The sequence below is a fragment of the Archangium sp. genome (assembly GCF_057119385.1).
The window spans coordinates 47,097-69,480 of record NZ_DBNGVP010000043.1 but is presented as its reverse complement, the minus strand read 5'-3'; the positions used below and the strand labels follow the sequence as shown (position 1 = coordinate 69,480).

Here is a 22,384-nt window from a genome sequence, read left to right as displayed (position 1 = left end):
ACCTCCTCTCGCGCGACGGTTCTGCATGACGCTCCCCCGGGCCCTCCCCGCCACGCTGCTCCTCCCCCTGTTCCTCCTGCTCGTCGGTGCGGATGATGGCCGCCCCGTGGAGGAGGGCACCGCGCCGGTGGCCGAGACCGCCTCCCCGGAGGCCAGTCAGGCGGAGGCGAGCGCCGCCGGAGCCAAGGACGGCGACGGGAGCGGGGAGCCGCTGGGGCTCGTCCCGCCCGTGCCGGTGCCCTCGCGGGAGTCGGATCCGCCCATCACCCGCCTGCGCTCCCTGACGGCGAAGCAGGACGTGCTCGCCCGCGCCAAGAAGGACGCGCAGGGGCGTCTGGTGGTGCCGGGGCCCCAGGGCGACGTGCCGCTGACCATCGACCCGGTCCTCCAGTCGCAGCTCACCGGCATCCTCTCGCAGTACCGGGTGCCCTATGGGGCGGTGGTGGTGCTGGAGCCCTCCACGGGCCGCGTGCTCGCCATGGCCGAGCACTCGCGGGCCCAGCCGGGGCTGCGCGGCCTGGCCACGCGCGCGGTGTTCCCCGCGGCCAGCATCTTCAAGATCGTCACCGGCGCCGCGCTGCTGGAGGCCGGGGTGACGCCCGCGGACGAGACGTGCTTCCACGGCGGCAAGCGGCGGCTCTCCGAGAAGCTGCTGCAGGACAGCGCGCGGGATGGCCAGTGCCACTCGCTGGCCGACGCCATGGGCAAGAGCGCCAACGTCATCTTCGCCAAGCTGACGCAGCGCTACCTGTCGCCCAAGGCGCTCAAGCACGCGGCGGCCCGTTTCCACTTCAACCGGGAGCTGTCCTTCCCGGTGCCCACGGACGTGTCGCTCGCCGCCGTGCCGGACGAGGACGAGTTCCGCTTCGCCCAGACGGGCGCGGGCTTCGGGGACGTGTACCTCTCGCCGCTGCATGGCGCGCTGCTGGCGTCCGTGGCGGCCAACGGCGGTGTGTGGAAGGACCCCGTCCTCTTCGACACCGGCGCGGACGCCCAGGCCCACAAGCCCGCCGAGCAGGTGCTGTCTCCCGAGGTGGCGCATGCCCTGACGACGCTGATGGAGGCGACGGTGACGAAGGGCACGGCGCGCCGGACGTTCCGCGAGCGGGGCATGGGCGTGCCGGGCGCGGTGGGCAAGACGGGCACGCTGGCGGACCGCAATCCCTTCCGCGACTACTCGTGGTTCGTGGGCTTCGCGCCCAAGGACAACCCGAAGGTGGCGGTGGCGGCGGTCATCGTCAACGAGCCCATCTGGCACATCCGGGCCACGTGGCTCGGCCGCGAGGCCATGCGCCTGGGGCTGGCGCGCCTGCCTCCGGGTTCCCTCGTGGCTCCCGCGAAGGACGAGGAGCCGCAGGAGCAGGCTCCCGCGGACGAGGAGTCCGAGGAAGAGGAAGCCTCCTCCGAGCCGGTGGCCGGCGCTCACGCCGAGCCGGGCAGCAAGGCGGCGATGACGCGGCCCTGAGCTCCCTCTCCCCCTGGAGAGGGTAGGGGTGAGGGTCGTCCCCGAGCGCGGGAACCCGCGACCGGCTACGGTGTCTCCATCCGCAGAGGGGGGCACTCCATGGAGCCGGGTTCCGCGCGGTCACCTCACGTCCTGCAGTGGTTTTTGCTGTCCCTCGGGGTCCTGGCCTTCATCGGCGTCACGGGCGTCGTGGGGATGCGGCTCGTGGCGCGCTTGCTGCCCGGGCACCATTGCTGTGCCCCCGTGAACGAGGCGAAGGCGAACCTGAAGGCCCTGTACATCACCGAGCGGGCCTGGGTTCAGGAGTTCGAGGCCTTCTCGGAGGACATGAACCAGATGGGGTTCGAGCCGGAACTGGGGAACCGGTACACGTATTTCTCGGCCCCCCGAGGGCGTGTGCTGACGCACAGGGAGCGCCAGGCCGCCAGGTCCAAGGCGGGCTGGTCGAGGACGATGGCCTACCAGATCATCCCCGCCGACCCGGGGAGCCCGAGGTTCCGGGGCACCTTCGAGACCTTCGCCCAGACGGGCTGTCCGCTCACGCTCGCGACGCTGCCGGATGGGACGCCCGCGGGCCTGGGAGTCACGCTCCCGGCAGATGGGTCCGGCCCGGGTGTGTTCATCGGCGCCGCGGCGGCCAACATCGACGATGACGCCACGCCAGACTGCTGGTCCATCGCCACGGTGGAGCGAGTGGCCGCCGATGGCACCCGCATCGCCCCGGGAGAGCCCTACAACGAGCTCAACGACGTGGATCGCTGAGCGGTTCGTGCTACGGGAGATCCGTGGAGACGTGGGTCACACCCTTCGAGCCGCAGCCCGCCCCTGACGCCGTCGCCGGGTCCTTCCCGAGCCCCTTCGACGAGCTCGGGCCCCACGCCCTGGCGCGCCGGGCCGCGGAGTTGTTGCAGGCGGAGTTCCGGGCGGGCTTCGTCGCCCCGGGGATTCCGGCCTCGCTGCTCGACGGTCCCGAGGGCGGCAAGATGTTCGGCGTGCTGGTCGTGCGGGCACCCGATGGACGCATCGGATTCCTCCGCTCCTTCTCCGGCATGCTCGCCGGGCGATGGGAGGTTCCGGGCTTCGTCCCGCCGCTCTTCGACCGTGAGGCTCGCGAGCGGGTGGAGCCCGCGGGTGAGGCCGTGGTGAAGGCACTGCTCGCCCGCGCCGAGGAGATGAGGACCTCGCCGGAGCTCGTGGGGCTCCGGGCCACCCATGAAGCGCAGCAGGCGCGCCATGCCTCGGACCGCGCGGAGCTGCGCGCCCGGCACGAGGAGAAGAAGCGGCGGCGCCACACGCGCCGGGCCGAGCTGGAGTCCTCGGCATCACTCACGGCGGAGGAGAAGCGCGCGGCCCTCCACGCGCTCGATCAGGAGAGCCGGGGCGACAAGGCCGAGAAGCGCCGGATGGACGCGGCCCAGGAGGCCGAACGCCTGGCCATCGAGCCCAGGTTGTCGCGGCTGGAGCGTCGCCTGCGGGCCCTCGACCGTCTGCGGTGGATCGTCTGCCGCGCGATCATGAAGCGGCTCCACGACACCTATGGGGTGCCCAATGCCCGGGGCGAGCGCCGTCCACTCCGGGCCCTGTACGCCCCCGCGGAGCCGCCCTCGGGTGCCGCCGATTGCGCGGCCCCGAAGCTCCTCGCCCATGCCTTCGCGCACGGCCTGCGCCCGCTGGCCCTCGCCGAGTTCTGGTGGGGGACGCCACCGCCCTCGGGGGGCCGTGCCGCCGGGGCGTTCTACGCGGCCTGCCGCGACAAGTGCGCGCCCCTGCTTCCCTTCATGCTGGAGGGCCTGCGCGTCGACCCCCCGAGGATCTTCGCGCCACCGCCCGCCGTGACCGAAGGCCTGTCCGTCGTCTTCGAGGACGCCTGGATCGTCGTGGTCGACAAGCCCGAGGGCCTGCTCTCCGTGCCCGCGAGGGACACCTCGGTGACGGACTCGGTGCTCGCCCGGCTCCGGGCCCGCTACCCGCATGCGACGGGCCCGCTGCTCGTGCACCGGCTCGACCTGGACACCTCGGGTCTGCTCGTCGCGGCGCTCGACTCCCGGACGCACGCGGCCCTGCAACGGCAGTTCGCCCAGCGGGAGATCCACAAGCGCTACGTGGCCTGGGTCGAGGGGCTCGTCCGGGAAGAGGAGGGCACCATCGACTTCCCCATGCGCGTCGACCTCGATGACCGGCCCCGGCAGATCCACGACCCCGTGCACGGCAAGCCCGCGGTGACGCGGTGGCGGGTGCTCGAGCGGCGCGGACAGCGCACCCGGGTGGCCTTCTTCCCCCTCACCGGGAGGACCCACCAGCTGCGCGTCCACGCGGCGCATCCGCTCGGGCTCGGCGCCCCCATCGTCGGGGATCGCCTCTACGGCCACGAGGACGTCCGCCTGCATCTGCACGCGGAGTCGCTCTCGTTCCTGCACCCGGAGACGGGCCGGCCCGTCTCCTTCGAGCGGCCGGCACCGTTCTGACCGGTGCGACGGTTCAGCGCGGGGTGAGCTTCACCAGTCCGCCGTCCACGAAGGACTGGAAGTACTTCAGCGCCTCCAGTTCCTTGAGCGGGGACATGGAGATGATGGCGCCGAGGTCTCGCTTGCCGTCGATGCGCGACAGCAGGTAGCGCTCGGGGGTGCTCAGCTGAAGCGTCTTGAGCTGCGCCGCGGACATCAGCAGCGAGGGCACCTGGGGCTTGTCCAGCATCTCCCGGCGCAGCGCGCCCACCAGCGCGGCCTCCGCCGAGCGCAGCAGCGCCTCCGTCTCCGGCGTGGGCTCCATCTCGTGCGCCCGGCGCGCCAGCGCCTCGCCGTCCCGGAAGTTGCCGTTCTCCAGGTAGGACTGCGCCGCCTGGATGACCTCGCTCGTGGGGGACTCGGTGCCGATCACCTCCATGTCCACCACCTGCGCCTCGTCCTCCTCCTCCGAGGGCGCGGGCCGCTGGCGTCCCGGCGGCGGCGTGGCCGACACCTTCACCGCCTCCAGCCGGTGGAGCGCGTACAGCCGCTGGTACACCAGGAAGTCCGAGGCGTGCAGCACCTTGGCCATCTCGTCGATGGTCAGCCCCTCGCGGATGCGCTTCACCAGCTTCGCGTCCAGGGTGCCCGGCCGGGGCGGCTCCGGCAGCCGGCCCTCGTCCACCGTCAGGTACAGGTTGCCCGAGGGGAACGCCGCCCGGATGGACTGCCAGGCCGTCTCGCGGAAGTCGCCCTCGCGGCGCACCTCCGCCAGGTCCACCCGCGTGTCCACGCCCTCCACCTCCGCCACCGCCCCCGTGTCGAAGGAGAACTCGCCTTCCTCCCAGCGGAACATGTCCAGCAGCGTCTCGCGGAACTTCAGGGAGAGCGTGGCGCGCACCGTCGGCTCGGGTACCAGCCCCGTCATGACGATGATCTTCCCCAGCGGCACCTGCGTCTCGCGCTGGGTGGCGTAGGCCTTGCTGAACTGCTCCTCGCTCAGGTGCCCCATGTTGATGAGGAACTGGCCGAGGAACTCGCGCGGCTGGTTGGAGCTGGCGCTGATCACCTGTCCGGCCCGCACGAGGATGAGCTTGCGCACGCCCGCCCGCATGACCCGCAGCGTGCCCGTGAGCCGCCGGCCGCCGAGGTAGGCGACCAGATCCCTCAACGGCATCGTCGAGAAGTCACCTGACAGGCCGCGCATGACGTCACATCCTTCTGCCGAATGATTGTCCGACTCTACTCGAAACCGAACTGTTGCCTCTGCGACCAGGCGAAGGAAGTCCTGGAGCGGGTCCGCGAGCGCATCCCCTTCGACCTGGTGGAGGAGGACATTCGCGCCGATCCCGCCACCTTCGCGGCGTACCGCTACGACATCCCCGTGGTCATCATCGACGGCCGGGACACCTTCAAGCTCCGGCTGGAGGAATCCGAGGTCGAGGCGTGCCTCCGGAGGGCACTCCATGGCACGCCGGTTGCTCATTCCAGGGAGCATGGGGAGTAACTCCCTTCCCACCCTCAGGAAAAACAGGGGGATGCGAAGGGGCGGCGGCGGGTAGGGCTGTAAACCTGGGGAGAACGCCGGAGGAACGATGGGGAAAAAGGTTCTGGCCGGACGGGGGACACGGTGGCGTTGAGGAGCAAGCACAAAAGGGCGGATCAGCCACTGACGGTGTTGGTGGTGGAGCCGAGGGCGGGAGACCTGGAGCGCACGAGGGTGGTGCTGGGTGAGGCGGGCTTTCGGGTGGTGCCGGTGACGCGCTTCGACGCGGCGGGGCCGCTGTTCGAGGCCATCCGGCCGGACGCGGTGGTGCTGGCGGCGCAGGCCCCGGACTACGCGGCGGTGTCGGTGGCGCGGCGGCTGCGGCAGATGGGCCGGGGCGCGGTCCCCATGCTGTACCTGGTGGACGCGGGCGAGCCGGACACCTGGCGGCACTGCCTGGAGAAGGGGCTGTGCGTGGACATCGTGCCGCGCAGTGGCTCGGGCGAGGAGCTGGTGCTGCGCCTGCGCGCCCAGCTGCGCCTCAAGGCCTCCGTGCGCCGGGCGATGCTGCCGGAGGACGCGGGCTCGGCGGCCATTCATGATCCGCTCACCGGGCTCTACAACCGCACCTTCCTGCTGGAGCTCATGGCCCTGGAGACGCGGCGCATCGAGCGCTTCGGCGGCAGCTTCTCGGTGGTGGCGGGGGCGCTCGACGACTTCCGCGCCCTGCGCAAGGAGTCCGGCAGGGGCCTGGCCGAGCGCCTGCTCGTGTACTGCGCGGTGGTGTTCGGCCAGACGGTGCGCGAGGCGGACGTGGTGGCGCGCGTGGGCGAGGACGAGTTCGCGGTGCTGCTGCCGGGGACACCGGCGGAGGGCGTGCCGGACGTGATGGCGCGCGTGGGCGAGCGCTTCGCCCTGGCGCGGCTGCAGGTGGAGGGCAAGGTGCTGCGCCCCTCGTTGGCGTTGGGGGCGGTGAGCTACCCGGACGTGATGGGATCGCCGGTGCAACTGCTGACCCAGGCGCTGCAGTCGCTGCGCAGGGCGCGCGAGGAGCGCCGGAGCGGCACCGGAATGGGACTGACGGTCTGAGCGAGGGATGAGCCCGGCGGTGGGCGTCCCACGGAGTGAATCGAGATGGACAGGGTGAGGGGAGGCGAGGGGATGGATCGGATCGCGGTGCTGGTGGTGGACGACGAGGAGCAGGTGAGGACGTTCCTCGGCGAGCTGCTGGGCAGCTCGGGGTACCAGGTGCGCTGCGCGTCGAGTGGCTCCCAGGCGCTGGAGATGCTCTCCGGTGGCTCGTTCGACGTGGTGCTGCTGGACGTGATGATGCCGGAGATGAGTGGCCTGGAGGTGCTGCGGCGCTACCGGGCCTCCGGCGGCGGTGCACCCGTCATCGTGCTCTCGGCGCTCTCGGGCGCGGAGGACGCGATGCGCGCCATGAAGATGGGCGCCAGCGACTACCTGTCCAAACCCTTCAGCAGTGACGAGCTCGAGGACGCGATGAGCCGGGCGCTCGGCAGCCGCATGCCGGCGCGTCAGGCCGCGGCGGCCCAGGCGGCGGCGGCGGGGGCGTCGCGCGAGGAGGCGAGCGGTGAGCGGATCCTCATCTCGCACTCGCCGGCCATGCGCAAGGTGCGCGCGCTGGTGGAGCGCATCGCGGACACGGACGTGCCGGTGCTGCTGCTGGGCGAGTCCGGGACGGGCAAGGAGGTGATTGCCCGCGAGGTCCACGCGCGCAGCAACCGGCGCAACCGGCCGTTCATCAAGGTGAACTGCGCGGCGCTTCCGGGCGAGCTGCTGGAGAGCGAGCTCTTCGGCCACGAGCGCGGCGCCTTCACGGGCGCCACGGCGGAGAAGCCGGGCAAGTTCGAGCTGGCGGACCAGGGCACCATCTTCCTGGACGAGATCGGCGAGATGGCGATCCGCCTGCAGGCCAAGCTGCTGCAGGTGTTGCAGGACGAGGAGTTCTTCCGGGTGGGCGGCAAGAAGAGCGTCCGGGTGGACAGCCGCGTGGTGGTGGCGACGAACCGGGAGCTGGAGCGGGAGATCGAGCTGGGCAACTTCCGCGAGGATCTCTTCTACCGCCTGAACGTGGTGGCGATCCGGCTGCCGGCGCTGCGCGAGCGGCCGGAGGACGTGGTGCCGCTGACGGACCACTTCCTGAAGAAGTACGGGCGCCAGTACATGAGCGGGGTGGCGGAGCTGCCGCCCGAGGTGCTGAGGGCCTTCACGGAGTACGAGTGGCCGGGCAACGTGCGCGAGCTGGAGAACATGGTGCGCCGGCTGTGCGTGCTGAAGGATCCGACGCTGGTGCTGGACGAGCTGCGCTCGGGAGGCCGTACGCCGGCGAGTGCGCCGTCGCTGCCGACGTCGTACGCGGGAGACGGGGACGTGGAGCCGCCCGCGCCGACGATGCGGACGCCGGTGCCGGTGGCGGCGGTTCCGGTGCCGGTGGCGGGTCCGGGCGGAGCGGTGCAGGTGCTGGAGATGTCGGCGCGCGGGGCGGTGCCCGCGGCGGAGGTGCCGGTGAACCAGGTGGTGGCGCAGCCGAAGTACGCGAATCCGTTCGACGTGCCGCAGCCGCCGCCTCCGCCGCCGACGGTGCCGGAAGGGGAGATGTCGCTGAAGGACATCGGCAAGCGGGCGGCGATGCTGGCGGAGCGGGAGGCGATCCTGGCGATGCTGCAGCGCACGGCGTGGAACAAGCGCCGGGCGGCGAGCAAGCTGCGCATCAGCTACAAGGCGCTGCTCTACAAGATCAAGGAATGCGGCATCGTGGACCCGAGGGCCTCGGCCGAGTTCTGAGCCACCACCCCTCTCCCTCTGGGAGAGGGACGGGGTGAGGGTATACAGGCCCTTGAATTGAGCCCCATGTGCCACCACTCTGGCGCATGGGGCTTTTTCCGTCTCAGGTCAGCCCTTGTCCCGGCGGACCTGGACCTTCTTGCCGCGCAGGGTGGCCTGACGGAGCGCGGTGATGATCTGCTCGGCGAGGGGCTCGGGCACCTCGACGAGGGAGTAGTTGTCACCGATCTCGATGGCGCCGATGCGCCGGCCCTCGACGCCGGCCTCACCGGCGATGGCACCGACGAGGTCCGCGGGCCGGACCCCGGCCTGCCGTCCCACGCCGATGAACAGCCGGGCCATGTCGAAGTCCTGCGACGGAGGGCCCGCGCGCCGCTTGTCACCCTTGGGCCCCTTGGGACCCGGACCCGGCCGATCGCCGAACCCGGGGCGGGCCGCGGCCCGGGCGTTCTTGCCGGGCTTGGGGGGCTTCTCCGAGGGCGGGGGCAGCGCGGGGATGTCCTGCTCGGCCTCGTCGCGGCCCTCGGCCTGCGCGTCGTGGATGAGCTTCACGGCGGCGGCGGCCACATCCACCAGGTCGAACTCGGAGCCGAGGCTCTCCACCACGGAGCGGTAGGAGTCGAGCTCGCCGGCCACGAGGGCCTCGCGCAGGGAGGCGCGCACCAGCTCGAGGCGGCGGGCGCGCAGATCGGCCACGGTGGGCACGGTGGCGATTTCGATCTTCTGGCCGGTGAGCTTCTCGATGTTGCGCAGCAGCCGGTGCTCGCGAGGCTCGGCGAGGGTGATGGCGACGCCCTCGCGCCCGGCGCGGCCGGTGCGGCCGATGCGGTGCACATAGGCCTCGGGGGCATTGGGCACGTCGTAGTTGACGACGTGGGACAGCTTCTCGATGTCCAGTCCACGAGCGGCCACGTCGGTGGCGATCAGCAGATCCACGGCGTGCGTCTTGAACTGCTTGAGGACGCGGTCGCGCTGGGCCTGATCCATGCCGCCATGGAGGGCCTGGGCGCGCCAGCCGTGGCCGTTGAGGGAGACGGTGAGCTCATCCACCTCGGTGCGGGTGCGGCAGAAGACGATGGCGGCGGTGGGGGCCTCCACATCGAGCACGCGTCCGAGCGTGGCGGCCTTGAAGGCGCGCGGGACGATGTAGGCCGTCTGGCGCACGCGGGGGCCGGTCCCGGGGGCCAGCTTCTCCTTCGCGATGCGCACGTGCACGGGCTGGTGCAGGTGGCGCTCGGCGATGGAGGCGATGCGGGGGGGCAGGGTGGCGGAGAAGAGGGCGGTCTGGTGCCCCTCGGGGGTGGCCTCGAGGATGGCCTCGAGGTCCTCGGCGAAGCCCATGTCGAGCATCTCGTCGGCCTCGTCGAGCACGACGGTGCGCACGGAGTCGAGCAGGAGGGACTGGCGCTTGAGGTGATCCAGGGCGCGGCCGGGGGTGGCGACGATGACGTCCACGCCGCGCTTGAGCACGCGCAGCTGCTGGCCGATGGGCTGGCCGCCGTAGAGGGGGAGCACGGTGACGCCGAGCTTCTGGCCGTAGCGGTGGATGGCCTCGGCCACCTGCATGGCGAGCTCGCGGGTGGGGACGAGCACGAGCGCGGAGGTGGAGAAGGCCGCGAGCTTGCCGGGGGTAATCCTCTGGAGGAGCGGCAGGGAGAATGCGGCCGTCTTGCCGGTGCCGGTGGCGGCGATGCCGAGCAGATCCTTGCCCGCGAGGAGGGGCGGGAGGGCGGCGCGCTGGATGGGGGTGGGTTCCTCGTAACCAAGGCCGCTGAGTGCCTCCACGAGGGCGGACCCGAGGCCCAGTTGTTCGAAAGTCGGAATGTTCTCGGTAGAGGTGCTCACGATGGAGCGGGCTTGTACCACCCCTGCCGCCCGAGGTCTCCCGCTGTGTGCAGGGGGGGGCGGGATGAGGGCACTGCCCGCCGAGGCTGGACGGGCACCTGGCGCCAGGCGCTCGCCGCCAGCAGTCTCGACGGTGCCCTCGAGCTACCTGTAGCTTCGAGTCGAGGTCCCGCGATGGGGGCCAGAACCAGGAGGCCCCTCATGCCTCAGCCAGGACACAAGCCAGGGTCTTTCGTGAGAATGGCCCTCGCCGATGGCTCCTTCGGGTACGGAAGGCTGCTCGAATCCCCTTATGTGGCCTTCTATCAACACAGAACGATGAGTCCGGATTCTGATCTGGACGGGATCGGCACGAGACCCGTGCTCTTCAAGACGGCTGTCCGCCACCTGGCCCTGGATGCGTGGGAACTCATCGGGTGGAGAGCGCTCGAGGAGCACCTGTGTCGGCCGCTCGTCCGATTCATGCAGGACGTGGGAGACTTCCGCCGCTGCACGATCTTCGACACGGCTGGTCACAGCAGGGCCGCCGAACCCCAGGAATGTGTGGGCCTCGAGCGGGCCGCAGTCTGGGAACAGGACTCCATCGAGGAACGCCTGCTCGATAACCTCCTGGGGCGGACCAATGCGGCTGAGGAGCACCTGAAGGTACGGCTACGTTAGGTTGTCCCTGGGTGCTCACGCCGCCGAGGCGGTCTCGGCCACTTCCTTCAGTGTCAGCACGAAGCGAGCGCCTCCCTCGGGCCGGTTCTCCGCGGTGAGCGTCCCCCCGGTGCGGCTGACGTACTCGTGGCAGAGCGCCAGCCCCAGCCCGGTGCCCTTTCCGGGCGGTTTGGTGGTGAAGAAGGGCTCGAAGAGCCGCGGCAGCGCCTCGGGCGGAATTCCCGTGCCGTTGTCCTCCACCTCCAGCCGTACCCCGCCGTCCGTCGGTCTGGCCCGGACGACGATGCGGGCCCGGCGGGGAGGCACTGCTTCCTCCACCGCGTCCGCCGCGTTCAGCAGCAGGTTCACCAGCACCTGCACCAGGTGCCGCTGCCCCAGCCCCACCTCGGGCAGGCTCGGCGTGGCGTCCACCTCCACCGCGCCCAGGCTGCGCAGGCGCACCGACGCCAGCCGCCGGGCCTCCTCGATGGCCTCCAGCGGCGAGCCCGGCTCGCTGGACGTGTGGCCCTCCCGGGAGAAGCGCCGGAGATCCGTGACGATCTGCTGGATGCGCAGGACGCCCTGCCGCGTCTCGTCCAGCAGCTCGCGCAGCTCCGCCTTGTTCTCGTAGCCCTCCGCGTCCAGCAGCTCCCGCTCGAGGTAGTGCAGGTTGGACTTCACGAAGGCGAGGGGATTGTTCACCTCATGCGCCACCCCGGAGGCGAGCTGACCCACCAGCACCAGCCGCTCCACCTCGGAACGCTCGCGCTCGGCGCGGAGCCGGAGGCGCTCGCTCACGGCCAGCTGCTCCAATGCCTTCAGCCGCTGCTCCTGCGCCACCTTCTCCGCTTCCCGGAGCCGCCGGTAGGTGCGCCCGCCGTAGAGGCCGAAGGCCCCGACGCAGCCAAACACGACGACCTGGTGCAGCCAGGCGCGCGGAGGGACTCCCGCCAGGACGTTCAACACCGCCACCGCGCCCAGCATGCCCACGTAGGACACCAGCGTCGGCAGGCGGGAGTCCGGGGCGAACAGCGCGATGATGAGGGGCGCACAGACGATCGCCACGAAGAAGGGGCTCGCCGGTCCGCCGGTGAAATGGATGAGCGCCGAGACCGCGGGGACGCACACCATCGCGGCCACGGTGCCCGCGAGCCAGGGGGCCAGTAGTCCCCTGCCCACACCTGCTCCGAGCAGCAGGTAGCTCAGTCCCCAGAGCAGCTGCACGAGCGCCAGCTCGGGGAGCACGGTACCGGTGATCAGGAGGCGCACGAGGGGGATCGCCAGGATCATGCTCGCGGAGACGAAGAAGATCCTCCGCTTGACTCGGAGCGGGGCCTGGAGCGCGGTGTCATCTGCGAGCATCGAAGTGAACGCTGCCACGTCGCGGTGCTCCGGCGGCACGGCGGCGCCAGGGAGGTGCCCCCACAAACATCCGATTTAGAACACCCTGGAGCGCGTCTCAGGACGGCAACGGGAGGGCGAAGAGGAAGGTGCTGCCATGCCCTGGCTGGCTCTCGACCCACACCCTGCCGCCGTGTCCCTGGATGATGCCCTTGACGATGGCCAGCCCCAGCCCCAGCCCGGTGGTGCCCCGGGCCTCGGCGGCCCGCCAGTACCGGTCGAAGACATGGGGCAGCTGCTCGGGCTTGAGCCCGGGCCCGGTATCGCTCACCGAGAAGACGAACTGGCCGTCCCGGGGGAAGGTGCTGAGCACGACCCGGCCACCGGCCGGGGTGAACTTCAGCGCGTTGCACAGCAGGTTGGAGAGCACCTGGAGGATGCGCTGGCGGTCGCACCTCACCTGGGGGCTGCCCTCCAGGGGCCGCAGCTCCACCTCCACCCCGCGCTGCCTTCCCAGCGGCTCGGCCAGCTCCATCGCCTCGTTCAGCAGCTCGCCCACGGACTGGGGTTGAAGCTCGAGGGACAGCTTTCCCGTCTCGATGACGACCATGTCCACCATGTCCATGAGCAGGTGCTCCATGTGGCGCGCCATGTGCTGGAGGGCCTTGGCGTCCGCCTGCGTGGTGGTGTCCCCCGCCTTGGAGGCCTTGCGCTCCATGGAGATCGAGCGCAGCAGGAGGGCATTGAGCGGGTTGCGCAGATCATGCGTGACCATGGCCATCATCTCCTGCCGGAGCCGGAGCGCGTCGCGGGCCTGCTCGTGCAGGCGGGCGCTCTCGAGCGCCAGCGCCGTCAACCGTGCCAGCTCCAGGGCCGCCACCCGCTCCTCCTCCTCGTAGCGGAAGCCCGGGCGGGTGGAGACGAGCACGAGCACCCCCGACAGCCGCTGGCGCGCCATGATCGGGACCACGAGGTAGGCGTACGGCTCGAGGCCGAGCAACCACCTGGCCACCCGCGCGTCCTCCATGCGCGCGGCCGCCCGCAGCGGCGTCGTCTGTCCCTCCAGCACCTGGCCCGAGCGCAGGGCCTGCAAGGCCGGCTCCCACCAGGAGGCGGGCGGCTGGTAGTGCCGCAGCTCCGGCGGGAGGGCCTCGAGCTCCAGGGACTGCGGCGAGAGGGCCATGTGCCAGGGGCTCCCTTCCTCCAGCAGGCGCAGCAGGCACAAGGAGCCGAGCTGCTTCACCGCCACGGGCGGCACGGCCTCCAGCACCTGCGTCTGGCTCAGCGAGCCCACCAGCACCCCGCTCGCCTCCGTCAGCAGCTCCAGGAGGATCTCGGCCCGCTTGCGCCGCGTCACCTCCCGCAGGAGCGACAGGTGGCGTCCTGGGATGATGTGGGCCTTGGCGGCGTACTCCACGAAGAGCCGCCGTCCTCCCTGGCCGCGCAGCTCGAACTCACCCTTCTGGGCGCCCTGCTCGAGGAATTGGTGCCAGAGCCCGCTCGTGTGCTCCGGCGGTACCCCCGCGAGGTCGAAGACGGTGCGGCCGAGCAGCTGGGGGAGCGGCATGCCGAGCATGTCGCAAGCGGCCGGGTTGGCCTCCAGGTACCGGGCCTCATCATCCGCGATGAGGAGGGCATCCGGCACCTGGTCGAAGATGGCCCGCAGGTAGCGTTGCCCGGCCTGCAGCCGCTCCTGCTCAAGGGCCAGCCCCAGCCGCTCCGCCATCAGCCGCAGCAGCATCACCTCCTCGGGCCGGAAGCGCCGGGGGGCCCGGGTCCCCAGACAGAGGGCTCCGCGCAGGGTGCCCGGCGCCACGTGGAAGGGGATGGCCAGGAGCGCGCCCAGGCTCGTGCTCCGCAGGGCGCCCGGCAGGTGCGGGCGGGCCTCCTCCAGCTCGAGCGGGTGTCCGGACTCCATCGCCCGGGCCGCCATCCAGGTGCAGAGGTACGGCTCCGGGGCGCACCGCTCCCGGGGCTCCCCCCGGGTGGCGCGCAGCAGGGGCCCTCCTGGCTCCTTCAGCACCAGGGCTCCCAGGCAGCCCTCCAGTGCCTCCATTGCACAGCCGAGCGCTGCCTGCAGCCGCTGCTCGGGCTCCCCGGCCTGCTCCATCCGCTCCGTCATCCGCAGGAGCACTTCGAGCGGCGAGCCTCCTGGCGCAGTCATTGGCACGGTACCCGAACCCAAAGCAGGCCCCGCCGGAGCCTGCATCGAAACATCTCTATTCCTTGGAATGGGGGTGACTTCGGTGACGTTGCCTGGGACTTCCTGGTCTCCTCCCCCGGGCGGGGGCCTCCTTGATTCGCCGCTCGAGCGCGGGGGTCCTCCGGAATCGGAGACTCCGTGCTTCTCGATGAGCCCACGGGGGCTGTAACGGCCCTCCGGGAGGCGCGCTGACAGCTGTGGACGGCCAGAGAAGCCCGGCTGCTTTCCTGAGCTGCAACCATGGCTCCGCGCGCTGGCCAGCAGTGCTTCAGGTGAGCGGGGGGTAGACGGGCCGGGGCCACGGGGACGAAGCTCGAGGCGGTGTCGCGCGTGCTCGAGGCTCGGACATGGTTCCTCTCCACCTGCTGGGATGTGGCTATACGTTGACGCGGCTGGCGCGCGAGGAGGCCCGGCGGGGACGTCCCGTACGGGCGGTGACGCGCGACGCGGCTCGCCGGGAGGAGCTGTCCCGCGAAGGTGTCCAGCTCCTCTCGCTGGACGAAGCCGTGGCGTCCTCGCAAGGCGCCCACGTGGTCCTCTCCATCCCGCCGGAGGCCGGGCTCGACGCCTCCCTGTCCGAGTCCCTGGCGCGCACGGCTCCCGCCCGTCTCGTCTACCTCTCCTCCACGGCGGTCTACGGCGGCGCGCGGGGACACGTGGACGAGGACACGCCCGTCGACTCGGCCTCCCCGAGGGCCCAGGGCCGCATCGAAGGGGAAGCGACGTACCGTCCGCTCGGTGGAATCAGCCTGCGCATCGCGGGCATCTACGGCCCCGGCCGGGGCCTGCACGAGCGCATCCGTACCGGCACGCTCCGCATCCCCGAGAGCGGGGGAGGCCGCATCTCCCGGGTGCACGTGGACGACCTGGTGGAGGCCATCCGCGTGGTGCTGGAGCGCGGCGAGCCGGGAGGCACCTGGTGCGTGGCGGATGACCGTCCGGCGACCCAGGCCGAGACCGCCGAGTGGCTGTGCGTCCGGCTGGGGCTGCCCCTTCCACCCTCGGTGCCCCTGGCTTCCCTGCACGAGTCCCTCCAGGGCGATCGGGCCATCTCCAATGCCCGGCTGAAGGCCCTGGGCTGGCGGCCCCGCTACCCGGATTTCATCGCGGGTTTCTCGGCCCTCCTGGACCCCGGCGCCTCGCGCTGACAGCCGCGATTCCGCCGACTGACGCCGCCGTCGCTCTCGCAGTCCTCGCTCGTGCTGGAGAAGGGCCCTCGCCCCTGACGCAGCGCGGGGTGCGCCCGTGCAGAAGATGTGCTTTCCGCCCGGAGAAGCCGGGCGCCCGGTGTGCGGTGTGGCCCGGGCCACAGGTGGAGAAGCGCCTCTCGTTTGCGGGTTCTCGGCGAGCCCCCCGGCCTGTCACGCTCGGGGTCCCCGGCTGTACACTGAAGGACCGGGAACTCGGGCCGGCAAGCGGGCCGGCGAGAAGGGGCCATATGTCCACGCTGTTAGCGGCATTCAACGAGGGCGTCAGCCACTCGATGTCCGGCAACCACGAGGCCGCGCTCAAGGTGTTCGACCGCGTGCTGTCCCAGGATCCCAGCCACGTGTTGGCGCTGAGCGCGAAGGGATCCTCGCTCACGAGTCTGGGCCGTCCACACGAGGCGCTGAAGTGTTTCGAGCGCGCCATCGACCTGGACCCCGAGACGGCCGAGCACTACCGCAACGCGGCCATCTGCCAGCTGGAGCTGGACGAGCCCGAGGCGGCGAGGGGGCTGCTGGAGGAGGCCCTGCAGCTCAACACCGAGCTGGCCTGGCGCGAGGCGGCGGCGGTGGAGATCGCCAACCTGGGCGAGGCGCTGCTGACGGAGTCCGGCAAGCACCGCACCCGGGGCATCGGGCTGACGGGCAAGGCGCGCTACCGGCACGCGCGCCACGTGCTGGAGATGGCGCTGGAGCTGTACCCGGCGCTCACCGAGGCGGCCAGGTCCCTCGCGGACGTCTGGGCGCACCTCGGCGACACCGAGAAGCGCGATCAGTACACCCAGCTGGCGGGCCGGCTCCTGCGCGCCTCCGGGGGCTGAGTCAGAGCGGGCGCCACATGAGGTAGTGCGGGCCGATACCGGGCAGCTCGAACTCGGCCCCCTCCACGTTGAAGCCCAGCCGCTTGTAGAAGCCGGACGCCGTCGTGCGCGCGTTGCACCACAGCCGGGTGCCGCCCTGACGCGCCGCGTGATCGATGCAGGCCTGGAGCAGGGCCGCGCCGTAGCCCCTGCCCTGGTTGGAGGCGAGCACCGCCATGCCGCGCAGGCGCCACTCGGTGGTGGACTTCGTGCCCGGCCGGGGCTCGCGGTAGAGCGAGGCCACCCCATGCTGCTGGCCCCCCACGTACAGCGCGAAGTGGACGGTGTCCGGGGCGTCGTCGCCCGGGTAGATGAGCTCCTCGGGCCGCTGGTGGGGGCGGAGCACGACGTGGCGGAGGTAGCGCGTCTCCGAGGCGGGGACTCGTTGGAGCTCGTACGGGGCCATGGTGCGGGGGATTCTCCCGGAGGGGCCGGAAAATAGGGGGAAAATCCACCGGTATGCCGCCCGGGCGCCTCGTGCGTCCTCCTTCCTGGAAACCGGGCAACGAGGTCCAACCTTGAAGGGCACCGCCGTCATGGACGAGACGCCGATGGAAGCGAGGGGCAGCCCCCTCGACTTCGACGTGCTCGTGGAGGGGGAGCAGGCGGCCCTCCTGCGCCTGGCGCGGCGGCTCGTCTGGGACGGGGAGGAGGCGAGGGACCTGGTCCAGTCCGCCCTCGCCGATGCCTACGAGAAGCGCCACACCCTGAAGGATCCGAAGGCCGGTCCGGCCTGGCTGCGGCGCATCCTCGTCTCGCGGGCCATGGGGCTGCTGCGCCGCCGCCGGGTGTGGAACGTGGTGCGCGAGGTGCTGGACCTGGGGCCCGCTCCACAGCCTTCACCCGAGGAGCGCTTCGCCGGTGCCGAGCGCTGGCGCGCCTTCGGCCGGGCCCTGCGCACGCTCCCGGCCCAGCAGGCCACGGCCTTCTCCCTGCGTTACCTGGAGGGGCTCGACCTCGATGCCATCGCCGATGCCATGAACATCGGCCGGGGCACCGTCCGCATCCACCTCTACCGCGCGTTGCAGAAGCTCAAGGCCGCTGACGCGCTCCAATTCCAAGGAGACACCCCATGAGCTGCCAGGACTTCGCCGCGGCCCTCGTGGACGAGCGCCTGCCCAGGCCTCCCGGCTTCCAGGCCCACCTGGAGCAGTGCGCCGCGTGCCGCGCGCTCGCCGGCCTCCACGCCTCCGCCAACTCGCTGCGTCTGCCGGACCCGCCGGTCCCCGCCCGGATTCCTCGCGAGGCGATCCTCGGCGAGGTACGCCGCCGCCAGCATCGCCGCCGCAGGGTGGCCAGCGGCACCGCCACGGCCGCCGTGGTGGCCCTGGTGCTCCTTGTCTCGCCCCGGGTGCGGACGCCGGTGAGCGTCGAGAACGAGCCGGTGGTGGGAGGCCCCGTCGAGGGCTCCCTGCGGGCCGGGGAGCCCGTGGCCGAGGCACCGGTGGGGCAGGGGAGCGAGGTCGTCTCGCTCGAGGTGCTGGTCGACGAGGTGCACGGCTACACGCGCACCAACCCGAGCGTCGAGGACGAGGCGTACGCGCCCTTCGGAGCGCTGGCCGCGTGGGTGCGCCCGCCGGATGTCACGGCGCTCGACTCGGAGCCCTTCCAGACGGCCCTCGCGGTCCTCGAGGTGTCCCGGTGATCTCCCCTCTCCCCCTGGGAGAGGGCCATGCGCAACAAAGGAGCAGAGCCATGATGAAGAAGCTGCTGTGTGCCCTCGTGGTCCTCACCGCGGTCCCCTCGCTGGCGCAGGACAAGGAGGAGGACGTGCGCGTCCGGATGCACGGGCCGGGCGCCGCGCCGATGCCGCCCCGGCCTCCGATGCCGCCGATGCCTCCCGAGCCCCCCATGGGGCCGCCCTCCTTCGGGATTCCGCCGGAGGTGGCGGCGAGGATCGGCCTGCCGCAGACCCTCGTGCAGAAGGTGCAGGACCTGAGCTTCGAGGCCAATGACGCACTGATCGGCCTGGAGGCGGATCTCAAGCGGGCGCAGCTCGCGCTGGAGAAGGAGCTGCGTCAGCCCGCCCCGAACGAGGGGAGCGTGAAGGACCTGGTGGAGAAGGTGGGCCGGGCGGAGACGGCGGTGCGGCAGAACCGGGTGGGCCTGATGGTGGCCATCAAGAAGGCGCTGGGCCCCGACAACTGGCAGAAGCTGGAGGCGGAGATGGGGAGTCTGAGCATGGGAGGCTTCCCGCGCCGGGTCCACGTCTTGCGGCGCATCGAGGATCCGCGGGGTGGCCCGCCGGGCGCTCCCGTGCCCCCCGGGCAGGAGCCCCAGGAGCGCAAGCGGTAGGTCCGCCTCCCCGGAGTGCCGACGAGCCCACACTCCGCACCGGCGTCCCCTTCCATCTCCCGGCCGAGTGTTCATGGTGCCGGGCATGGACGCCGACAAGAAGCACCAGTTGGACGCGGATGCGGCCCAGCTCCAGCGGTTGGGGTACGCGCAGCAACTGCTGCGTGACATGGGTGGCTTCTCCAACTTCGCCGTCTCCTTCTCCATCATCTCCATCCTCACCGGGGCGGTGACGCTCTATGGCCATGGCCTGCGCTTTGGCGGGCCGTTCGTCATGGCGGTGGGGTGGCCGTTGGTGGCGGTGATGACGCTGACGGTGGCGGCGAGCCTCGCGCAGCTCGCCTCCTCGTTCCCCACGGCGGGGGCGCTGTACCACTGGTCGGCGATGCTGGGCGGCCCGCGGGTGGGCTTCTTCACGGCGTGGCTGAACACGATGGGCCAGTTCGCCATCACCGCGGGCATCGACTTCGGGCTGGCGGAGTTCCTGGCGGACATGCTCGGGATGCCGCGGGAGCGGGGCTATGTGCTGCCGCTCTACGCGGCCATCCTGCTGTCGCACGCGGTGCTCAACCACGTGGGCGTGCGCGCGGTGGCGCTGCTCAACAATCTGTCGGCCTGGTACCACGTGGCGGGCGTGGCGGTGGTGATCGGCGCGCTGGTGGCCTTCGCGCCCCGGCAGGACGCGGCCTTCCTGCTCACCCGCTTCACCTCCGAGCCCAACGTCTACACGTACGGTTTCCTGATCGGCCTGTTGCAGGCGCAGTGGACGTTCACCGGCTATGACGCGAGCGCCCACGTGTCGGAGGAGACGGTGGATCCGACGCGCAACGCGCCCTGGGGCATCTTCCTGTCGGTGGCGGTGAGCGCGGTGGTGGGCTACGCGCTGCTGGTGGGGGTGACGCTGGCCATTGGAAACCTGCCGGCGGCGGCCGCGGCGCCCAACCCCTTCCTGTACGTGCTGCGCGAGTCGCTCGGGCCGGCGTTGGGCGGGGCGCTGGTGTGGATCGCGATCGGGGCCATGTGGTTCTGCGGACTGTCCTCGGTGACGTCCAACTCGCGGATGCTGTTCGCGTTCGCGCGGGACGGGGGATTGCCGGGCTCGACGCACCTGGCGCGGGTGTCTCCGCGCTTCCGCAGCCCGCATGTGGCCATCTGGGTGTCGGTGGCGGCGGCCTTCGGGGTGGCGATCTGGAGCGGGGCCTACGCGGCCATGGTGGCACTGAGCACGCTGGCGCTCTATGCGTCGTACGCGCTGCCCATCTGGGTGGGCTGGCGGGCGAGGCGCAACGGGGCGTGGGCGCACCGGGGACCGTGGGACCTGGGACGCTTCTCGCCGCTGGTGAACGGGGTGGCGCTCGGCTGGAGCGCGGTGGTGATGGTGCTCTTCATCCTGCCGCCCAACGCGCTGGCGGGGTACACCTTCGCGGGCGCGCTGGGCCTGCTGATTGTCTACTGGGCGGCATCGCAGCGGCACACGTTCGTGGGGCCGAAGGTGACGTTGCTGGCGCCGGCACCAGTCCAGGCGGGTTCCGGGAAGTGAGATCTGCTAGGACGCGAGAGACGTCCCTTCTTCTGGAGTGGCACACGTATGAGCAAGCGGCAGCAATCCGAGTCCTCCGAGCTGGTCAGTGCCGCGGCGTCCATCGAGGAGGAGCTGCGCAAGTTCGAGTCACTGGCGGAGGAAGTGCGCACGGGGACGATGAAGTCGCAGAAGAACCTGGAGAAGATGGGGAAGCTGCTGACCCAGGTGGCGGACTGCGACGAGCGGATGGTGGGGCACATGCGCACGCTGCTGGGGGTGCTGAACGGGTGGAGGGATCGGCAGCAGACGTTGGCGGCCGAGGTGAACGAGCGGGCGCTGGAGCTGCAGGAGCGCACGAAGGTGTACCAGACGCTGATGGAGCGTTTCGGCGAGCTGGGGCAGCAGGCGGCGTCGTTGAGCTCGCAGATGCACCAGGTGGCGGGGATGACGCAGCAGGGGCAGGCGATGAAGACGGAGGAGGTCATCGCCTCGTTGCAGGCGGTGAACGAGCGGATGACGGAGGTGGCGGAGGGAGCGGGGAAGCTGGCGAGCGACGCGGAGGCGCAGGACTTCATCGACGTGTCGCGCGATGCCGAGTCCCTGCGTCAGCAACTGTTGTCGGCGCGCAACCGGGCGAACCTGTTGCAGCAGAAGCTGCACTCGGCGAATGCCTGAGCCCATTTCCAGCACCCATCGTCCGCACCAACCCCGTTCACACCACGCCCATCTCCCCTCAATTTCCCCTCTCCCCCCGGGAGAGGGACGGGGTGAGGGTATCCGGACCCCGGGTTGAACCTGTCACCCGGGGGCCGGTGTATCGGGAGTAGCCGGAGGCTCCGGGTCCTTGTGGAACATCCGTGCGAGGATCCGTTCCGCGGCATCCGCGAGCAGATCCCGCTCGAGCCGGATCTCCTCGCCGAAGAACCGGGACCCCACGGAGGTATCGAGCACGTGGGTGGCGAGGAGCGCGAAGGCGGCGCCCTCGTCGAAGGAGGTCTCGGAGGCCAGCACACGCTTGCCGGGCTGGAGGTCCTCCTGGTCGAAGCGGCCCTCCCAGGTCTCGCCGAGGGTGACGGAGAAGTACTGAAGGGCCACGTTCCCGGGGCGAGCGGTGTGAGACACGGCGACCACGGCGCGAAGCCGGGCGAGCTCCTCCGGGGTCATCTGCTGTTTCCAGGCCTCGATGGTGGCGTGCATGGTCTCGATCTGATCGCGGGCGGCGTCCTCGGCATTGCGGAGGATGTCGGGGACCTGGGCGCGGGTATAGGCGGAGAGCGCCTCGGCCGAGACACCGCCCGCGGAGAGCACCTGTTCGAGAATCGCGGCCGAGGCCTCGAGGACGCGGCGCTGGCGTGCGCTCTGCTCCTGGGTGAACCCACGGCGCTCGAGACCCTCCAGGGCGGCGGAGATGATCCGCTGTATCCCAGCGAGCCGCTCCCGCGTAGCCGGGTCCACCCCACCACGCCGGCCCGAGAGCAGCACATGAAGGGCGAGGGGAACGTGGGCGACCACCTTGAGCTCGTGGTAGCGCCGGGTGCGCGCGGGCCCGACGAGGCGCTGCCCGCCGCGCCGGAGGATGAGCAGGTCATCGATCTGGGCGATGACCGGGCCCATGCTGGCGAGGATGGCATCCCGGCGGGACGCATAGGCCTCGCGGAAGGCCATGTTGAGCGCGGAGAGCGGATCCGAGGGCTCGAGGGCGGCATCGGAGCTCGGGGGAGCGGACTCTGCGGGACCATCAGCCATGCGAGCACCGTAGCGCGGTGCACGCGGAGGCGCGTGGGTCCCGGGGAGCACCTGCTTCCTGCGCGACAGCGGGCCGGCTCAGGAGGCGCGGGCCCTGGGCAGCTTCGTCCCGCCCAGCTCCAGGATGCGCTGGAAGTGCTCGGGCGTCACGGGGGCCACGCTCAAGCGGCTCCGGGTGATGAGGGGGAACTCCTTCAAATCGCGGGTGGCCTTGACGGTGGCGAGCGTCACGGGCTCCTTCAGGGCGGCCACGGGGCCCACCACGACGGAGGCCCAGTCCTCGCCGGGGGCGGTGGGGTCCTCGGTGGGCCCGGAGAGCACGCGGGCCACGGCCACCACGGCCTTGCCCTCGTTCGAGTGGTAGTAGAGGCACAGGTCCCCGGGCTTCATGGCCCGGAGGTTGTTGCGCGCCTCGAAGCTGCGCACGCCCGTCCACTCCGTCCTGCCGTCCTTCTCCAGCTGGGCGTAGGCGTAGACGGAGGGCTCGCTCTTGATCAGCCAGTACTGGGGTTTCGCCATGGCGGT

General features: G+C 71.2%; 21 protein-coding genes. 14 read left to right on the top strand and 7 right to left on the bottom strand.

All coding sequences use genetic code 11. The features are described 5' to 3' along the window. Positions 1-25 precede the first annotated feature (25 nt). The 3 genes from AC16DP_RS10105 (at position 26) to AC16DP_RS10095 (ending at position 3,930) form a co-directional block, all read left to right on the top strand. Positions 26-1,465 (top strand): penicillin-binding transpeptidase domain-containing protein, encoded by a 1,440-nt coding sequence (locus AC16DP_RS10105; protein WP_329731058.1) that lies wholly within the window; start codon positions 26-28, stop codon positions 1,463-1,465. Between the two features lie 144 nt (positions 1,466-1,609). Next, positions 1,610-2,227 carry a hypothetical protein gene (locus AC16DP_RS10100; protein ID WP_483956689.1) on the top strand — a complete coding sequence of 206 codons (618 nt, stop codon included), beginning with the start codon at positions 1,610-1,612 and terminating at the stop codon, positions 2,225-2,227. Positions 2,228-2,250: 23 nt separating this feature from the next. Next, on the top strand, positions 2,251-3,930 hold the full coding sequence (locus AC16DP_RS10095; protein WP_329731056.1) for an RluA family pseudouridine synthase: 1,680 nt from the start codon (positions 2,251-2,253) through the stop codon (positions 3,928-3,930). A gap of 13 nt (positions 3,931-3,943) precedes the next feature. On the opposite strand, the gene AC16DP_RS10090 is transcribed toward AC16DP_RS10095, so the two are convergent. Continuing rightward, entirely contained in the window at positions 3,944-5,116 is a 1,173-nt protein-coding gene (locus tag AC16DP_RS10090; RefSeq protein ID WP_329731055.1) for a DUF4388 domain-containing protein, read from the bottom strand. Between the two features lie 21 nt (positions 5,117-5,137). Here AC16DP_RS10090 and AC16DP_RS10085 point away from each other — a divergent pair, with 21 nt between their 5' ends. The 3 genes from AC16DP_RS10085 (at position 5,138) to AC16DP_RS10075 (ending at position 8,203) form a co-directional block, all read left to right on the top strand. Next, positions 5,138-5,416 carry a glutaredoxin family protein gene (locus AC16DP_RS10085; RefSeq protein WP_329731054.1) on the top strand — a complete coding sequence of 93 codons (279 nt, stop codon included), beginning with the start codon at positions 5,138-5,140 and terminating at the stop codon, positions 5,414-5,416. 129 nt (positions 5,417-5,545) lie between these two features. After that, positions 5,546-6,484 carry a GGDEF domain-containing protein gene (locus AC16DP_RS10080; RefSeq protein WP_329731053.1) on the top strand — a complete coding sequence of 313 codons (939 nt, stop codon included), beginning with the start codon at positions 5,546-5,548 and terminating at the stop codon, positions 6,482-6,484. 72 nt (positions 6,485-6,556) lie between these two features. Beyond that, the gene (locus AC16DP_RS10075) at positions 6,557-8,203 is read left to right on the top strand and encodes a sigma-54 dependent transcriptional regulator (protein WP_329731052.1); all 1,647 of its coding nucleotides are present in this window, start codon (positions 6,557-6,559) and stop codon (positions 8,201-8,203) included. Between the two features lie 108 nt (positions 8,204-8,311). On the opposite strand, the gene AC16DP_RS10070 is transcribed toward AC16DP_RS10075, so the two are convergent. Then, positions 8,312-10,048 (bottom strand): DEAD/DEAH box helicase, encoded by a 1,737-nt coding sequence (locus tag AC16DP_RS10070; protein ID WP_329731051.1) that lies wholly within the window; start codon positions 10,046-10,048, stop codon positions 8,312-8,314. Between the two features lie 174 nt (positions 10,049-10,222). Here AC16DP_RS10070 and AC16DP_RS10065 point away from each other — a divergent pair, with 174 nt between their 5' ends. Continuing rightward, positions 10,223-10,708: an Imm26 family immunity protein gene (locus tag AC16DP_RS10065; RefSeq protein ID WP_329731050.1), complete on the top strand. Its 486-nt coding sequence runs from the start codon at positions 10,223-10,225 to the stop codon at positions 10,706-10,708. Between the two features lie 15 nt (positions 10,709-10,723). Here the strand turns inward: AC16DP_RS10065 and AC16DP_RS10060 are convergent, their stop codons facing one another. Next, positions 10,724-12,067 carry a sensor histidine kinase gene (locus tag AC16DP_RS10060; protein WP_329731049.1) on the bottom strand — a complete coding sequence of 448 codons (1,344 nt, stop codon included), beginning with the start codon at positions 12,065-12,067 and terminating at the stop codon, positions 10,724-10,726. Between the two features lie 79 nt (positions 12,068-12,146). Continuing rightward, on the bottom strand, positions 12,147-14,192 hold the full coding sequence (locus tag AC16DP_RS10055) for a sensor histidine kinase (RefSeq protein WP_329731048.1): 2,046 nt from the start codon (positions 14,190-14,192) through the stop codon (positions 12,147-12,149). A 386-nt stretch (positions 14,193-14,578) separates the two neighbouring features. Here AC16DP_RS10055 and AC16DP_RS10050 point away from each other — a divergent pair, with 386 nt between their 5' ends. Both AC16DP_RS10050 and AC16DP_RS10045 read left to right on the top strand, forming a co-directional pair. Then, complete coding sequence (locus AC16DP_RS10050) at positions 14,579-15,379, top strand: NAD-dependent epimerase/dehydratase family protein (RefSeq protein WP_329731047.1); 801 nt, start codon at positions 14,579-14,581, stop codon at positions 15,377-15,379. 290 nt (positions 15,380-15,669) lie between these two features. Further along, positions 15,670-16,257 carry a tetratricopeptide repeat protein gene (locus tag AC16DP_RS10045; RefSeq protein ID WP_329731046.1) on the top strand — a complete coding sequence of 196 codons (588 nt, stop codon included), beginning with the start codon at positions 15,670-15,672 and terminating at the stop codon, positions 16,255-16,257. A 1-nt stretch (position 16,258) separates the two neighbouring features. Here the strand turns inward: AC16DP_RS10045 and AC16DP_RS10040 are convergent, their stop codons facing one another. Further along, complete coding sequence (locus AC16DP_RS10040; protein WP_329731045.1) at positions 16,259-16,702, bottom strand: GNAT family N-acetyltransferase; 444 nt, start codon at positions 16,700-16,702, stop codon at positions 16,259-16,261. A 112-nt stretch (positions 16,703-16,814) separates the two neighbouring features. On the opposite strand from AC16DP_RS10040, the gene AC16DP_RS10035 reads away from it, so the two are divergent. The 5 genes from AC16DP_RS10035 (at position 16,815) to AC16DP_RS10015 (ending at position 20,788) form a co-directional block, all read left to right on the top strand. Next, a complete protein-coding gene (locus AC16DP_RS10035; protein ID WP_329731044.1) occupies positions 16,815-17,372 on the top strand; it encodes an RNA polymerase sigma factor in 558 nt (185 codons plus the stop codon). After that, a complete protein-coding gene (locus AC16DP_RS10030) occupies positions 17,369-17,941 on the top strand; it encodes a hypothetical protein (RefSeq protein ID WP_329731043.1) in 573 nt (190 codons plus the stop codon). The genes AC16DP_RS10035 and AC16DP_RS10030 overlap by 4 nt, the downstream gene beginning before the upstream one ends. 50 nt (positions 17,942-17,991) lie before the next feature. Beyond that, entirely contained in the window at positions 17,992-18,591 is a 600-nt protein-coding gene (locus AC16DP_RS10025) for a periplasmic heavy metal sensor (protein WP_329731042.1), read from the top strand. Positions 18,592-18,676: 85 nt separating this feature from the next. Next, positions 18,677-20,131 carry an amino acid permease gene (locus tag AC16DP_RS10020; RefSeq protein WP_329731041.1) on the top strand — a complete coding sequence of 485 codons (1,455 nt, stop codon included), beginning with the start codon at positions 18,677-18,679 and terminating at the stop codon, positions 20,129-20,131. Positions 20,132-20,179: 48 nt separating this feature from the next. Next, positions 20,180-20,788 (top strand): hypothetical protein, encoded by a 609-nt coding sequence (locus AC16DP_RS10015; protein ID WP_047858431.1) that lies wholly within the window; start codon positions 20,180-20,182, stop codon positions 20,786-20,788. A gap of 123 nt (positions 20,789-20,911) precedes the next feature. On the opposite strand, the gene AC16DP_RS10010 is transcribed toward AC16DP_RS10015, so the two are convergent. Together AC16DP_RS10010 and AC16DP_RS10005 are read right to left on the bottom strand one after the other, a co-directional pair. Further along, a complete protein-coding gene (locus tag AC16DP_RS10010) occupies positions 20,912-21,859 on the bottom strand; it encodes a hypothetical protein (RefSeq protein WP_329731040.1) in 948 nt (315 codons plus the stop codon). 78 nt (positions 21,860-21,937) lie between these two features. Continuing rightward, positions 21,938-22,378 carry an EVE domain-containing protein gene (locus AC16DP_RS10005; RefSeq protein ID WP_329731039.1) on the bottom strand — a complete coding sequence of 147 codons (441 nt, stop codon included), beginning with the start codon at positions 22,376-22,378 and terminating at the stop codon, positions 21,938-21,940. Positions 22,379-22,384 lie beyond the last annotated feature (6 nt).